Annotated in this window: 15 protein-coding genes; 3 read left to right on the forward strand and 12 right to left on the reverse strand. The window is 33.0% G+C overall.

What is annotated here, in order from left to right; all coding sequences use genetic code 11:
- Positions 1–132 precede the first annotated feature (132 nt).
- The 9 genes from B045_RS0100760 to ygiD all read right to left on the reverse strand — a co-directional run bounded on the left by B045_RS0100760 (position 133) and on the right by ygiD (position 9,387).
- Positions 133–1,125, reverse strand: coding sequence for a putative phage abortive infection protein (locus tag B045_RS0100760; RefSeq protein ID WP_018462354.1), 993 nt, complete (start codon positions 1,123–1,125; stop codon positions 133–135).
- 9 nt (positions 1,126–1,134) lie between these two features.
- On the reverse strand, positions 1,135–2,205 hold the full coding sequence (locus tag B045_RS0100765) for a DUF3800 domain-containing protein (RefSeq protein ID WP_018462355.1): 1,071 nt from the start codon (positions 2,203–2,205) through the stop codon (positions 1,135–1,137).
- 120 nt (positions 2,206–2,325) lie between these two features.
- Positions 2,326–4,242 carry an AAA family ATPase gene (locus tag B045_RS0100770; protein WP_018462356.1) on the reverse strand — a complete coding sequence of 639 codons (1,917 nt, stop codon included), beginning with the start codon at positions 4,240–4,242 and terminating at the stop codon, positions 2,326–2,328.
- Positions 4,229–4,750, reverse strand: a complete 522-nt coding sequence (locus tag B045_RS0100775) for an ABC-three component system middle component 5 (RefSeq protein ID WP_018462357.1) — start codon at positions 4,748–4,750, stop codon at positions 4,229–4,231. The genes B045_RS0100770 and B045_RS0100775 overlap by 14 nt, the downstream gene beginning before the upstream one ends.
- A complete protein-coding gene (locus tag B045_RS0100780) occupies positions 4,737–5,315 on the reverse strand; it encodes an ABC-three component system protein (protein WP_018462358.1) in 579 nt (192 codons plus the stop codon). The genes B045_RS0100775 and B045_RS0100780 overlap by 14 nt, the downstream gene beginning before the upstream one ends.
- A 2-nt stretch (positions 5,316–5,317) precedes the next feature.
- Positions 5,318–5,665 (reverse strand): hypothetical protein, encoded by a 348-nt coding sequence (locus tag B045_RS0100785; protein WP_018462359.1) that lies wholly within the window; start codon positions 5,663–5,665, stop codon positions 5,318–5,320.
- Between the two features lie 649 nt (positions 5,666–6,314).
- Positions 6,315–6,848 (reverse strand): flavodoxin family protein, encoded by a 534-nt coding sequence (locus B045_RS0100790; protein ID WP_018462360.1) that lies wholly within the window; start codon positions 6,846–6,848, stop codon positions 6,315–6,317.
- A 1-nt stretch (position 6,849) separates the two neighbouring features.
- On the reverse strand, positions 6,850–7,377 hold the full coding sequence (locus tag B045_RS0100795) for a GNAT family N-acetyltransferase (protein ID WP_018462361.1): 528 nt from the start codon (positions 7,375–7,377) through the stop codon (positions 6,850–6,852).
- A gap of 1,242 nt (positions 7,378–8,619) precedes the next feature.
- Positions 8,620–9,387: a 4,5-DOPA-extradiol-dioxygenase gene (gene ygiD / locus B045_RS0100805; RefSeq protein ID WP_202900285.1), complete on the reverse strand. Its 768-nt coding sequence runs from the start codon at positions 9,385–9,387 to the stop codon at positions 8,620–8,622.
- A gap of 316 nt (positions 9,388–9,703) precedes the next feature.
- Here ygiD and B045_RS0100810 point away from each other — a divergent pair, with 316 nt between their 5' ends.
- Together B045_RS0100810 and B045_RS0100815 are read left to right on the forward strand one after the other, a co-directional pair.
- On the forward strand, positions 9,704–9,994 hold the full coding sequence (locus tag B045_RS0100810; protein WP_018462364.1) for a GNAT family N-acetyltransferase: 291 nt from the start codon (positions 9,704–9,706) through the stop codon (positions 9,992–9,994).
- A gap of 12 nt (positions 9,995–10,006) precedes the next feature.
- Complete coding sequence (locus tag B045_RS0100815) at positions 10,007–10,594, forward strand: LysE family transporter (RefSeq protein ID WP_025882959.1); 588 nt, start codon at positions 10,007–10,009, stop codon at positions 10,592–10,594.
- A gap of 53 nt (positions 10,595–10,647) precedes the next feature.
- Here the strand turns inward: B045_RS0100815 and B045_RS0100820 are convergent, their stop codons facing one another.
- From B045_RS0100820 to B045_RS14075, 3 genes are all read right to left on the reverse strand, one after another.
- A complete protein-coding gene (locus B045_RS0100820; RefSeq protein ID WP_044067500.1) occupies positions 10,648–11,439 on the reverse strand; it encodes a sulfite exporter TauE/SafE family protein in 792 nt (263 codons plus the stop codon).
- Positions 11,436–12,107, reverse strand: a complete 672-nt coding sequence (locus B045_RS0100825) for an MBL fold metallo-hydrolase (RefSeq protein WP_018462367.1) — start codon at positions 12,105–12,107, stop codon at positions 11,436–11,438. Before B045_RS0100825 ends, B045_RS0100820 begins: the two co-directional genes overlap by 4 nt.
- Positions 12,108–12,207: 100 nt before the next feature.
- Positions 12,208–12,648, reverse strand: coding sequence for a MarR family winged helix-turn-helix transcriptional regulator (locus B045_RS14075; RefSeq protein WP_018462368.1), 441 nt, complete (start codon positions 12,646–12,648; stop codon positions 12,208–12,210).
- Positions 12,649–13,177: 529 nt separating this feature from the next.
- Between B045_RS14075 and B045_RS0100835 the strand changes: the two genes are divergently transcribed.
- Entirely contained in the window at positions 13,178–13,912 is a 735-nt protein-coding gene (locus tag B045_RS0100835) for a uracil-DNA glycosylase family protein (protein ID WP_018462369.1), read from the forward strand.
- The last annotated feature ends 24 nt before the right edge of the window (positions 13,913–13,936 follow it).

Below are 13,936 nucleotides of genomic sequence, written 5' to 3' on the forward strand. Positions count from 1 at the left end.
TATAATTTTCTAATCTGAAGTTTAAATAGAATCATAGAACTAAAATAAACACATAACATTATCATTGTGCTTATAAACGTTCAATTATTTAGTGTTGTTTCATAATTAATATCTTCCTTATTATTCAAATTTTCAAAGATTAAATTCAAAGAATTTGATCTTTTTTTTATTGAAAGCTTTAATTTCATTCTTGAAAAATGTAGTAGGGATTATTCCTTTATACTCATAATAATATGGAATATTCTTGATCATGCGGAATCTCGCCATATAACACATCTTGCTAAATTTAAATGCTCCAAGACCTTCCAGCCATGGAATACCCCAATCTGAAAGGGAATCATAATAGAGCAAGATTTGCTCTTTATCAGAAAGTAATGATCTCAGTTGTTTTACATACTGATATTTTTCTTTTTCGTTTAAAATTTTCTGTGATGAAATATATTTCACTATACTAAACAAACATCTAAAATAATGTCCCAGTATATTATTTCTATCCATCTTAAACAATCGAAGTTCATCATGTGGCACTTCTTTTTGCAATAGAGTATGAATCTTTAAGCTGATCTCATTTAGTATTGAGCCCCTCTTTATACTAAAATAAAAATTATCATATCCATACATTAAATATCCGAAAGCTAGTTCATGTACAACCTTCGGGTGGTGAAGTATTAACTCCTTTATTTTATCGTTATTGCCTAAACTAGATTGATACTCTTTAAAGCAATTCTCGGTTCTGTCATATATCATCTCGTAATGATCCAATAATAATGATAATGCCTCTTTAGCGGTTTTACCCTCATAAGAGGTACCTTCGACTATACTCATATATCTTGATATCATCGAATTCAGAATTGCCTCAAAACTCTGAATTTTATTGGACTTTTGTTGATCCAACAAAGTAGCAAGTAGCAAGATGATAGAAACAAATGATAGCAAAGTTCCAACAACGCCACCAACATAGCCTCCAATCTGACTTGTGCTTTGCATGTCAATTGTCGCACCTTCTTCACCTGGGGAAACATAATCGTACCCATGAGTTAAAAGTACTTCGCATAATCCACAAAGGAAAACGAATATAACAACAAATAGAATAATTGATAAAAATTTTAACACTTTGGCGCCCATATAGACATATTACATTTTATGGTTAATATCATCCTCATGATCACAAAGGAAATCAAGCGGATCAATATCTGCCGTTTCCTTCATTCTCTGCTGTATATATTCATTTGTTGATGGTGCTAAATTTAGTATGTTTTGGAAAATTGGAAGTTTTTTAAGTTCGTTTTGATATTTAACATATTTATCAGCACGTGGAGTAAGTGCAAAATTTAACGCACTAGCGTATATGTCAGCAAGCTGTATTCCAAATTCATTATGAGACTTGGCTAGCTCCATCTTACCAATAGGCAGAGGATATACATGTTTTCCGTTTCCCACACCATATCCCACTGCTGTTTCTGGTACCCTCATATCTCTAAGGCTCTCCAAAAAATCCTTGTTAGCAAAGAATGGCTCTGAAGAATCAAACAATACATCATCCTTGACTCCCGTTTTTTTATACCATTCCTGTATAGAAAATGAAAACAATGGTACCGTCAAATCTATATAGAATTTCTGATCAGATAAAGCCTCTTTGATATATATTATAGTAGGTGGTAACTCCGATAACATGTCAAAAAAGCCGTCCATTGTTTCTTTATTATATCTTAACTTATCAGTAGTCCTATAAAAATTTTCAATTGATTCATCAGATGGTTCTCTTACCATTTTTACGAAATGACTTTCAAACTCAGCTATTAATTCTTTGTTTGGATGCAATTCGGCAAAGTAATAAAGACCATTAGCTAAAATCAAATTCTTGGCACCTTGGTAGAGATTAATGCCATTATGATAGTAGCGAGTCTCTACCAACATGTTTACAATATTAGCATAAATACAATAACGTTTATAAGCATATGAAGGCATCACGTGATGAATGTCCATAAAGGGATAATTAAAAACCCGATTTAGCATATGTCTTCCTTGGGGATTTTTATACATACCTAAGAAATGGAACTCTTTTCCCCATTCTTCATATCTAATTTCTTTCTTCATCACAGCAGCCTCAACATCTGTAAGCCTTATAGATGCTAATGTAAAATATGGCTGCTCTAAGTTAGTTAAATCAGGACCTGTGTATCCAGACTCATCAAAATATAACATACAGTGTTAACATTAATTTTAGTTGTTATAATAATACTATGTTGCAAAAGTACTAATAATTATTGAAAGTGCAAGTCAAAATACAAAAGTTCCTACTAAGCAAGAAACTTTATATTGATATTATATCTTCAGGCTCTTATTTTCTTCAGTATAGTTTTCACCTATAGTATATTCCGGATTATCTAACTCCTTTGCAATGCTTGATGTTGCAAAAATAACCTGATAATCAGGATTACCAATATCAGCTAAACGCTTAATCAATATGCTCTGAAAGTTGCGAGAGCGATCTTCTTCCATACCTTTGTCTTCCATATTGTCAGAAAAGATTAGACGAGGATACTTCATCGTATCTGTCTGTACTGATGCTAGAAACAACGCAAAGCGAGCTGTCATCTTCAAATAGAAACTAGATGATGCAGATAACTTAACATGCTGATCTGTCATATATGCCACATTCTGCCCAAAGTCCATTTTAAAACTTGTAGCATTGTGAAATTCAGCCTGACGATCCTTATCATTCTTTAGTAGATAAACCCCATTCTCTGTAATAGCATTTTCAATCAGAGAACGTTGCTTCTTAATTTTAAATTCCGCTACCTGAACACAATGATCTAACTTGTCCTTCTTTAACTTTAGCTCTTTAAATTCTTTGACAAGTCTATCGTACTGTTCTGCTTGCTCTAGCATAGTCTGGTATTGTAGAATCTCACCCTCTTTATAACCCTTGTTCTGAATAAGCTTGTCAATTTGTTCATCGCAGGTGCTTCTAACATTGCTGACAGCAATATCATATTGCTTCTGAGCTACATTTAATTTGCCTTGAAGCATATTACGTTTGATTGTCAATTCTTGCAAGGTTGTGCGGTTAATCTTCAAGAGCGACCGAGACTCACTGATTTGGAATTTCAACTCTAATTTGATACGCATTGCTTGTGATTTACCCTTGGAATTGTCGATTGATGATTTGCATAGACGGCAATGGCCTTCTTCGACGTTATCCTCAATTTTGGAAAGACATTCTGGGCAGTACTCTAAATGAATTTTATCAAAATAATCGCGAGTAGCAATAGAACGATCAAGAGCGGATATTTTCTTTTCAAGTGTTGTGACAAAATACTTGGAGTCCTCAACATCTGCTTTAAGGAGAGCTATTTTATCATCAATTTGAGCACAATTAGTGCGTAATTTTGCCACTTGCACTTGCAAGCGCTCATATTCAAGAGAGTTATCTTTAAGATTAGTCACGCCTCCCTTACGGAGATTGCTAACATCTTTCGTAATTCTCTGAATTTCATCTGTCAAATCTGAGATAACGCTCAGAATTAAAGCAGGAGATAACTGGGTAGGATCAGGCAAAAACTCACGAGAAACTTTGATTGACTGTTTTATCTCCTCGATCCTCTTATTGATTTGTATCTGGGTAAGCTTAGCATTGCTCAATTTTTCATTGTAAAGTCCCATCAACAATTCTGCAACAGTTTCTCGAATAATCTCCTTGTCAAATATCTCGAAGAAGAACAAAGAAGATAAAGGAGATTCTTGGTCTAGGTATATGAGTCGCAATATCTGGTGCATAGTAATATTGCTGTCAGCCTTAAACTCAGGCAAGTCCATAATTTCGAACAACACATTGGAAAAACTGCGACGGTCAGCTGTGGTATTGTAACCATATTTTTGCCATTTTTCTGGCTTTCTATCATTTTTACATTCCTCCATACTGCCATAGTAAATATACAACGGCGTTTTTTTATTCACTTTACTACTATCTTCTGTCTTTTCCAAATATCGCTTTAAGGTAAGTATCTGCCCGTTTATCTCCACCTCTGCCATCACAAATTTACAATGAAGAGCTTCTGGGACGAAGTCTCCATAACATCCACCAAGGATATAGAAAATAAAGCGAATTATAGTGGATTTACCACTACTATTTTTACCGCGGATGATGTTTACTCCTCGGTGAAACTTCTCATCGTAGGCAACATTCTCTTGTTCAGTGAAAATAACCATGCGACGAAGAAATAGATTATTCTGCATCATATTTAAACTCTAGTAATTTAGTTCTTGCTTTAAGACCATTTATCCCAGACAAAGACATGTGGCGTGAAAAGATACTCATAAAAGAAAGTGTATTATTCTCAGAGGGCGAAAAATGTCCAGCTTGATCAACAAAATCATTCAGTGCCTGACGACTTGCAATGCAAACACGATTATTTAAGTACTCATCTTTATTGATAATGCCACATGATACAAGGCAGTTAAGAGCTGAAATCTGAAAAGGTCTTATCCATTCAAAAAGTTTTCTATTGTCTCCACTGTAATCATAGGGGCTATTTTTAGGTATATCTAACTGTTTGCGAGCCTCTTTGACTTCTTTTTCTGTCTGTTTCAACGACAAGTTGTATAGCATTGATGGGAATAATAAGTAAAAGTCCCATATGCGAATCTTATCAATCTCAAAACATTCACCATCATCTAAACGCTCAATTATATGCGTCATACGATAAATGCAATGATATAAATCGAAAGCTGGATTATACGTTATCATAATCTTTCCAATTAAGATGGCACATACCTGTAAGATAGTATATCATACCATAAATGTGATCAGATGTATAGTTAAGGTACTCATCATGGCAACCCGCAACATCTAACTTATCCATTATAGGTTTGACTATCGTCTCATAAAGCTTTTGCATAATTACATCAATAGGTTCATTGCATTGTATCATCGGGAATAAATAAGTATTAAACTCGTTTTTAATTTTTGCAAATAATAAAAGATTTATTTTCTGAGTTGATGGGTAACACTCAAATTTAGTGGCTTTTTTGGCATACGCTTCTTTTTGCCTTTGGGCAACATTAATCATTGATTGAGGAAAACATCCATCTTGTAATTTACCTTCCAGCCCTTTTGTGCCATCAAGTACAGTATGATATTCACGAAGGTCATCTATAATTTCTTCAGTTGTATTATTTGCGATTTCATTACATAATCCCTCAAAATAAGAAGATATACGAGACGGGCCAACTATACTATTATTAACAGGGCCATAATTATTTTGAATATTTACCTGAGTTTCAACTTTATTATGATTTTCAACTGTGCTCATATTTATAAATTGATGGTACCATAATTATCTTTAAGATTCACTTGCTTGCCAACATCTGCATTGTTCATAACAGTTTGATCACATAGACTGGGATAGGACTTTTGCAATTGATCTAGTTTGAGTAATAGCTCTTTCGCTAAAGAATAATTATTATCAAGTTCTTCTTTGAGAATTTTCATAATATATTCTTGATCTTGGATGGATGGATTATTAGGAAGTATCGTTCCAATTTTACCTTTTAACCATCCCCAAAGATCTTTTCCGATTTGTTTGCTAAATTCCTCGCCAGCAGTAGTAATATATGGCGTTAGAAATGTCATCGTTGTAGATAATAAAATCATTAAATCCATAAGGTTATAATATTTTTGTTAATATTTAAACTTTAATAGCATTCTATTGCTTTTGACATCAAGAAAGTTTGCTGCCAGAATCTTACTAATTATATGAATTTCTTAATTTCCCCTTGGCGTAAGCTATTAAGGTCCCCCCAGGTGTGTTTAAGACTTTCAGGCATATTACTTTCGTTAAGTCATATTTAAATTGCAAATATAAGTATTTTTTTGCAATCAAACATATAAACATGTGAAAAAGTATACCATACTTATATTTTTTTTGTTTAGAGTCTTAAAAATAGAATATCAATCTAAAAATCAAGTTGTAAATTATGACCGTAATAAATCATTGGTTAGATGCAATGTTACAACTTACTATATCAAATTATCATATATGTCAAAGGATGATTATAATACTTTAAACAATCTAGTTCTAAAAAGAACATATTATTGAATTCACCCCATCTTTCTCACAGCCACTAGGCGTTTATGGCGAAGTAGTGGCAAACCATAAATTTCAAAAACATGGTCTTTCATCAAATCACGCTGATGTTGTTTTATTATGCCTTTATGAATGTTATATACAGCCGTTCATATTACAGACAAATAACATTAGAAAAGAAGCATAAATCTATTTTCTCATTGGAACTATGCTTTCTTTGCACTTTCATACAAATCTTCCTAATTCATAAGCCTCTTTCAAGGACTTAGTATTCTTGATGTTGCCTTTGTCTTTAACACCTCTTGCAACAACGCAACCAGCATCATCTAAATGGAAGAAATTAATGCAAAGTTTATACTGAGTGATTATGCTGTCGAATAACTCAGGAAGGGTTGATGCACCTACTAGCAGAAGGGCTGTCTTCTTGATGTTGAAGGTATCACGAATTGGATTGTGGCAACGATCAATTACAGCTTTCACTTGTGCACTCAGTCCATAGAAATATACAGGTGAAGCAATAACAAGCATATCTGCTTGTTTCATTTTCTCATAAATACCAATCATATCATCCTTCTGTACACACGTATTATTCTCACTCTTGAAACAGGCATTACAGCCTATGCAAGGAGCAACCTTATTATCATGCACTGATACAACTTCTACGTTGTGATGTTCTGATATTCCTTTGACGAAAGCCTCAACCATTAAGTCTGTATTCCCGTGTTTTCTTGGGCTTCCTGATAAAATCAATATGTTCATTTTAATTATTTTGTTTTAGTTCAAAGAATAAGAAGTCTGTCCAACCTGTATTTTCAGCAAACAGATGTTGTTTGCCACGATACTCAAACCCTATGCGCTTGTAAATCTTATGAGCAGGAGTGTTTGATGCAAGTGCATCTAAACGAATTGATTTCATGCCTGAGTCGACAGACAGATTAATCGCCTCACGAATCATTTCAGCACCAACACCTGTACCTTGATAATCAGGATTAACTGCAAGAATATGTATCACAGATGCTTCATTATCTTCTACGTGCTTAGCCCACTCTATAGCCTGGTAATCTTCACCTTGATACATTGTTACTGCCATAGCGCCAACAATAGTATCATTCTCTTTATACAGATACATACTTCCTTCTTCAATATAAGCCTTTATGCCCTCTTCTGTTGGATGTTGCCCTTTCTTCCAACATGCATAAGTCTCCATCTGCGGAGTACGCAGAATCACATCATCATAAAATCTGATGATTGACTCAAAATCATTTATTGTTGCTTTATCTAACTTCATTTATTATTAAAATTAATGTTGATATAATATCAAGTATATGTCTATCAATTTTTCATTTTATCACTAACTTGCTCAGCGTATCCACTATTGTGGTTTTACAACATACAAGTTCAACTTTATATTAATGATGCAAATATAGTACTATTTTTTCATTTTATGATCATGCAGACCATAAAACGGCTTATTTTGATTACTATCTCGTAAGAGTGCTTTTCTGATGACTGCTTATTCTGAATTTATATGGCCACTTTATAATCAGAATACACTATGATTATCATAATTGAAAGTCCCTTTGTATTTATGAATGCTTATCAATGTCAAAGAACGCTTCTGCAAACAAGAACAAAAACATCAAGCTTGAATGTTTTGCCGAGTGCAGCTGAATTTTATGCAAAGATTCTGCAAATGAGAACAAAATCATCAAGCTTGCTTGAATGGTTTGCCGAGTGCAGCTGAATATTCTACAAAGATTCTGCAAATGAGAACAAAATCATCGAGCTTGCTTGAATGGTTTGTCGAGTGCAGCTGAATATTATGCAAAGTTACTCTAAGTTTTTCACGCACGCAACGATATTCATTATTGCATGTTAGCCAAAGTTATATGAGTAATGTTTCTCTTTATGATAAATAATAGCGCACGCGCACGCTATAGGTTTTTGCAAAATACTAGTGTCGAAGTGTCTATGTATTGAGTATCAGTATAGTAGGACTCATGTTTACAAAAACAAAGTGTCACTGCGGTGTTAATTATTTCTTTATTATTTTAGACAAAAAACATCTCAAGGTATATTGTAAAAGACTCGAAAATTCGTTGGTCAACAAACTTTTTTGTCATATAGAAAACAGCTTTTTTATTTTTTTCCATTCTGTTTTATCGTCTTACGTAGTAAAAAGACATTAAAAAAGGTTTCAGATTTGCGTTTCTACATAGAAACGTATGTTTTTGCACGTGGAAACGTTTCCGTTTCTACGATATAAAGTTTACGTTTCTACGATGTAAAGTTTGCGTTTCTATATAGAAATGGAAATTCGAATTGACATTTGCCCGACACATATTTTTTGCAAATAGATAATCTAACGTACTGATAGTCAACCAATAGACATTTCGACGCTTATCTTTTTGCAAAACCTATGTACGATTAATGCTATTGAAGCCTAGATTCCCCACCCCAGCAATCATATTATGGGCCACAAAAACAAGCTCACAAAATGAATGATAAGCACCAAAGACGCCTTTTGATATTACTCCTCTATAAGATAACTTGTCATTGCCATTGAGTCTAGTTCGCACTGATTATTAAATGTGGTTACCTTCTTTCCATCACTTGCACCAAGCACATATAGCAATGGCAGGAAATGGTCGGATGTAGGTACAGAATAACGTGCATCCTTGTGAGAAGAATAATTGATAACCGTTTCGTCTTCACGACGTTCTACAGCTTCAGTGATGTAGTTATTGAATGCTATAGCCTCAGGACTACCATGATCACTGTCCCAGTTGACTAGACGAAGATTATGCACCACATTGCCACTTCCTACGATTAGATAACCTTGCTTTCTAAGTGGAGCTAGGTGTCTACCTATTTCATAGCATTGCTCAGGGCTAAGCACTCCATTCACTGATAGCTGAACGACAGGAATATTTGCATCAGGAAACATGTGCACAAAAGGAGTCCAAGTACCATGGTCAATACCCCAAGTATTATCAACTTCTGCTCCTAATTCCTTCATCGCCAGAATCGCATCACTGAGTTCAGTGCATCCTTTTGGTTTATATTTCACATCGTATAGAGCCTTAGGAAATCCATACATATCAAATATCTGCTGAGGATTTTCTGTCTTCTGAATAAGCGTACGATTCTTATACCAATGAGCCGAAATAACCAATATAGCTTTAGGCTGACCATAGTCACGAATAATCTGATTCCCGATTTCACTCATCTCACGAGTGATATTATTGTCTTCAATAGCAATCATTGGACTGCCATGACCTATGAATAATGCTGGCATTGTTTTCATAAAATATCAACTTTCGTTCTGCTAATTATAAATACTTAAAAGTTGGTGATCAGTGTATGAAATTATAACATCATAGTATTTAACAAGACTAGATAACAAATAAAATTCACAACGACTACCAAGAACAAAGTTACTGAAATATTTCATATTGCAAATGATTGCTGCAAGTTTTTTGAAAGCATAATGAAAAAATATACAGAATACTATATCTTAAATGCATTGAAATAAACTATAATATAAATAAATTATCATTTGCTTTGCCATCATTTTATTTTTTGGTAACTTCGCCGAACCTAAAAGACAAAAAATGAAAATAAAGATAATTCGAAATAGCAACAAAGGGGAAGTTCAAGCCTTTGACGGAGAAGTACAAGTTGGACAGATTAACTTTAACATAACAGACAGTTTGCTTTCAATAGAGCATACTAAAGTTATCGAAGGATTTGAAAGAAAAGGTATTGACGGCATTTTAGTTCAGTCTGCAACGGATTATGCAATGCATCATAAACTAAAAATAAAGCCAGTTTGCCCATATGCACAACTATGGTATAAACATCATAAGAAACAATACAAAACTATACTAGCTAAGGGTGAGTAAATTATTAGGAACATGCCAATAAGTTTACTACCGACATTACTGATGGCAATCCTTGTAGTGGGATATACACCTGGTCCAGCTAACATATATGCACTTTCCATGTCTATTCGACATGGAAAGCGAAATGTATTTAATATGTGGTTGGGGCTACTTGCAGGATTCTCAACAGCTGTAGTTATCCTAGCCATACTTACTCATTTATTAGGCGCTGTACTTGGTTCATACATTGGATATGTTAAGTATCTTGGTGCAGCCTACATCATGTGGCTGGCATGGAAGATTTACCATAGCAGTGGGCAAACGAAAGAAGACAATAGAGATTGCACATTCTGGAGTGGTTTCATTGTACAAATGACGAATGCCAAGATGCTACTTTTTGACCTTACATGCTTCAGTTCGTTTGTACTTCCCTACTCTAACAAACTCTGTGATCTGCTCATTGTCTCGGCTTTATTACTTATTGCAGGTCCCGGAGCCAATCTTGTTTATGTTTACATTGGCACGCATCTAAACCACTTCTTTAGCAAATATCGCAAGCAATCTGATATTGCTATGTCACTAGCCCTTGCATTATGCGCTATTTATATAGTGGTGAACTAATGCGTTTTAAGTGTTATGACACAGTTTATTTTTTATTGAAATTAATTCAACTGTTATTTTATTATCATAATTAATCCTGTTAGGACTGTAATACTGATAACGAGTACTTTAAACAACTTCTCTAAAATATCAGCTTTTATCCTTTTTAGTAAACGTGGTCCTATTAAAGCTCCAACGGCTGCACTACCTCCTAACAGTATTATTAGTATAAAATTGATATGTCCTACCGCGAAGTGACCGAACAGACCTGAAATAGCATTAAAAAATAATACGAAAACAGATGTTCCAATAACCATATTTGCAGGAAAACGAAGCATGTATAATCCCATAATGATAGGAAAAGTTCCGCTAATCCCAAACAAACCAGCCATAATGCCCGATAATAAACCAAATATTAAGCTTATAGATACCGTTTTTAAATTTATTATTTTAAAGTTATCAGAATTATCTATATACTTATTTTCTTTTTCCGTCTTTTTGAAAAATATTGGAATAACTAAAAGTATTGCAACTGTTCCAAAAAGTTTTCTAAGGATTAATGATGGTATTAATGTTGAAAAGTAAACTCCTAGCAATGTTCCTATGATTCCTGTTATACCGAAAATTAGACCTATAGCTACATTCACATTTCCCTGTTTATAATGGGCATAAGCCCCAAATATAGTTGTTGGTATAATAGAAGCCAATGAGGTTGAAATAGCAACCTGAATAGGTACATTAAATAAAATGGTAAGCAAAGGGACGTATAGACCGCCACCACCGCCGCCAAACATTGATACCAAAATGCCTATTAACAAACCGAATAGTGGTAAAAATAAAAAAGATGTATTAAAATCGAATATCATATTTTGTTATATTTTTTAAGTTTGTCTGATGCTTTTTCTAGAACAGGTTTGCCATGTCCTGGAAGTAAAACTTCAAATTCTAAATGTTTAATTTTACTTATTGTTTTTGCAGCTTCAAATAAATCGGCAGTCGCTATAGTATTAAACCCTTTAATATTTGAATGCCTATCAGTTATAATTGCATCACCTGAAAACAAAACAGTTCCTGCATTATATAAAGAAATGCTTCCTACGGTATGCCCGGGACTAGAAACGACTCGTAATCCACCAATAAAATCACCTTCTTTTAATATAATATCAGGAGCTATATTTTGGGTCTTTATAAATTTGAATAGTATACCGAAAATTAAACCTATTATTCCTTTTCGTTTTTTATTCTTTTCACCTAAAAGATAAGGAGCTTCATTTTCATGAATGGCAACCTTAGCTCCAGTAATATTTTTTAAATCAGCGACACTACCCATATGGTCAATATCCGAATGGGTAAGGATAATATATTTAATTTTTTCGATGGATATGCCTATCTTTAAAATCTGACTAAGAATTTTTTCGGCATTACCAGGCATCCCTGTATCTATTATCGAAACATCATTGTCATCAGATATGTATAGATATGAGTTAGCTCCTCTTATCTTTTCAAATAAATACACATTTTCGTTTATTCTCATATTTGTATTTTTTTTATGTAATAAATATTGTTTTTTATATGTTATCTAAAATGTTGTTATTACATATTGTTGCACATAACAACTATATAATTAAAAAAAATCAAGGTGTAGCCCTATCCTTAAAATGGGCTGCAACTTTATAAAAAGTATTTAATTCTGATTCTGTAAGACCCTCTTGAAGATCTTCGATAATCAACTTAAGAATACACTTGTATTGTTTTATTATTTCTTTACCTTTTTTTGTAACCATTAAATAATTTTTACGTCTATCTTTAGTATCCGCAACTCTTTTAACCAAACCTTTTGTTTCCAAGGAGTCAATCAATCTCAATATAGTTGATTTATTCTTCCCCATCATATCAGCCATATCTTTTTGTATAACTTCATCTTTTTTTTGATCTATGGCATGCAATAACTTAAACTGTTCGGTAGTTATTTTTAATTTAAGTTCCGCCTGATCTTTAATACGTTTTTTTATTGCATGGAACATATCTTCTAATATTACATGTCCCATTTTTAATATTGAATTTTGATCTATCATGTTTATTTATAATTCTAATAATATACAATTAAGGAAACACCTGAAATTCCATGAATAAAATAAGGAATCATATTCTTAATAAATACGCCTACAAGGAATAACACTACGTAATGATATCAGTTCATCATTTTACACTAAGTGATAAGATTTCTGACTCCGCACATCTCATTCATTAAAATTAAACTGCGGCAAAGATAAAATAATTAATTGTTATATGCAACTTTTTTATTAAATATTTTATTAAACCCCATTCTTTGTAATATCATTAAATTTTATTAACTGCAAATACATAATCAAAGAACGACTAAATTGACTTATAAAAATAGTTTTGATGCTAAATTTCATCCCCCATCAAAATACCATATTTCTTATACATAATAAGGAGTTTAGGCTCAAAAGTGAGCAAATAATAAAAATAGATAGAACTTATGCCTCGTTTTTTCGTATGTTTCCTATACCTTTGCATCAAGAAAAGAAAAATACATGGCACAATATTGCTATTTCATTTATATAGATTAAAATTAGTAATATGAAAAATATAATCAGCAATTACAATGAATACAAAGCAAAAATAGCTGCTTTGTTTAACGGCGAATATGATTTACCTACATCTGTACACAATATTATTGAACGAGGATATAGAATTCCTCAAAACGTGCAAATAGATAATATTGATGTTTTAATTGTTGGTATGAATCCATCTGAAAAAGGAGAGCAAAAAGAATATCCAACTTTTGATGAATTAACAACCAATATAAAAGGACCATATTGGTATGCTATTAAAAGATATTTATGCAAAGAATATAAATTTGAACATATTGATTTGTTTGCTTTATGCGAAACACATCAAAGCATGATTACTAAAATTGGCGATAACCCCAATGCATTAGAATTTCTCGCAAAACAATTATTTCTAACTCAGCAGTTAATTGAACTAATTAAACCTAAATTAATCATTGTTGCAAATAAAAGTGCTTTTGCATATTGGGGGAAATTACCAGAATATAGTTGGATGGGGTATTCTTTCGAATCTGTGAAATCAGACATAAATAGTGTAGAAAGATCTATGGAAATTATGAAAATAAGTGGTCTATCAAAAAATCATCCACTTCCAATAAGTAAATTACTGCATCCTGATTTTGAAACGAATCTCATAGGAACAAAGATCCTTTTTGCAAGATATCAGGCTAATGGGTGTCGTGAAGAAAAACAAATTACGAAGAATGATATTAAGTACATATTTGAACATCACATTGATAAGTAAAACTTATAAAACATAAGGCAATCA

The organism is Segatella paludivivens DSM 17968 = JCM 13650 (genome assembly GCF_000373185.1).
GTDB classification, from domain to species: Bacteria; Bacteroidota; Bacteroidia; order Bacteroidales; family Bacteroidaceae; genus Prevotella; species Prevotella paludivivens.

What these genes read in the sequence shown, in the direction of transcription:
- B045_RS0100760 (WP_018462354.1), bottom strand. Translation starts at nt 1,125, where the DNA reads ATGGGCGCCAAAGTGTTAAAATTTTTATCAATTATTCTATTTGTTGTT.
- B045_RS0100765 (WP_018462355.1), bottom strand. Translation starts at nt 2,205, where the DNA reads ATGTTATATTTTGATGAGTCTGGATACACAGGTCCTGATTTAACTAAC.
- B045_RS0100770 (WP_018462356.1), bottom strand. Translation starts at nt 4,242, where the DNA reads ATGATGCAGAATAATCTATTTCTTCGTCGCATGGTTATTTTCACTGAA.
- B045_RS0100775 (WP_018462357.1), bottom strand. Translation starts at nt 4,750, where the DNA reads ATGATAACGTATAATCCAGCTTTCGATTTATATCATTGCATTTATCGT.
- B045_RS0100780 (WP_018462358.1), bottom strand. Translation starts at nt 5,315, where the DNA reads ATGAGCACAGTTGAAAATCATAATAAAGTTGAAACTCAGGTAAATATT.
- B045_RS0100785 (WP_018462359.1), bottom strand. Translation starts at nt 5,665, where the DNA reads ATGGATTTAATGATTTTATTATCTACAACGATGACATTTCTAACGCCA.
- B045_RS0100790 (WP_018462360.1), bottom strand. Translation starts at nt 6,848, where the DNA reads ATGAACATATTGATTTTATCAGGAAGCCCAAGAAAACACGGGAATACA.
- B045_RS0100795 (WP_018462361.1), bottom strand. Translation starts at nt 7,377, where the DNA reads ATGAAGTTAGATAAAGCAACAATAAATGATTTTGAGTCAATCATCAGA.
- ygiD (WP_202900285.1), bottom strand. Translation starts at nt 9,387, where the DNA reads ATGCCAGCATTATTCATAGGTCATGGCAGTCCAATGATTGCTATTGAA.
- B045_RS0100810 (WP_018462364.1), top strand. Translation starts at nt 9,704, where the DNA reads ATGAAAATAAAGATAATTCGAAATAGCAACAAAGGGGAAGTTCAAGCC.
- B045_RS0100815 (WP_025882959.1), top strand. Translation starts at nt 10,007, where the DNA reads ATGCCAATAAGTTTACTACCGACATTACTGATGGCAATCCTTGTAGTG.
- B045_RS0100820 (WP_044067500.1), bottom strand. Translation starts at nt 11,439, where the DNA reads ATGATATTCGATTTTAATACATCTTTTTTATTTTTACCACTATTCGGT.
- B045_RS0100825 (WP_018462367.1), bottom strand. Translation starts at nt 12,107, where the DNA reads ATGAGAATAAACGAAAATGTGTATTTATTTGAAAAGATAAGAGGAGCT.
- B045_RS14075 (WP_018462368.1), bottom strand. Translation starts at nt 12,648, where the DNA reads ATGATAGATCAAAATTCAATATTAAAAATGGGACATGTAATATTAGAA.
- B045_RS0100835 (WP_018462369.1), top strand. Translation starts at nt 13,178, where the DNA reads ATGAAAAATATAATCAGCAATTACAATGAATACAAAGCAAAAATAGCT.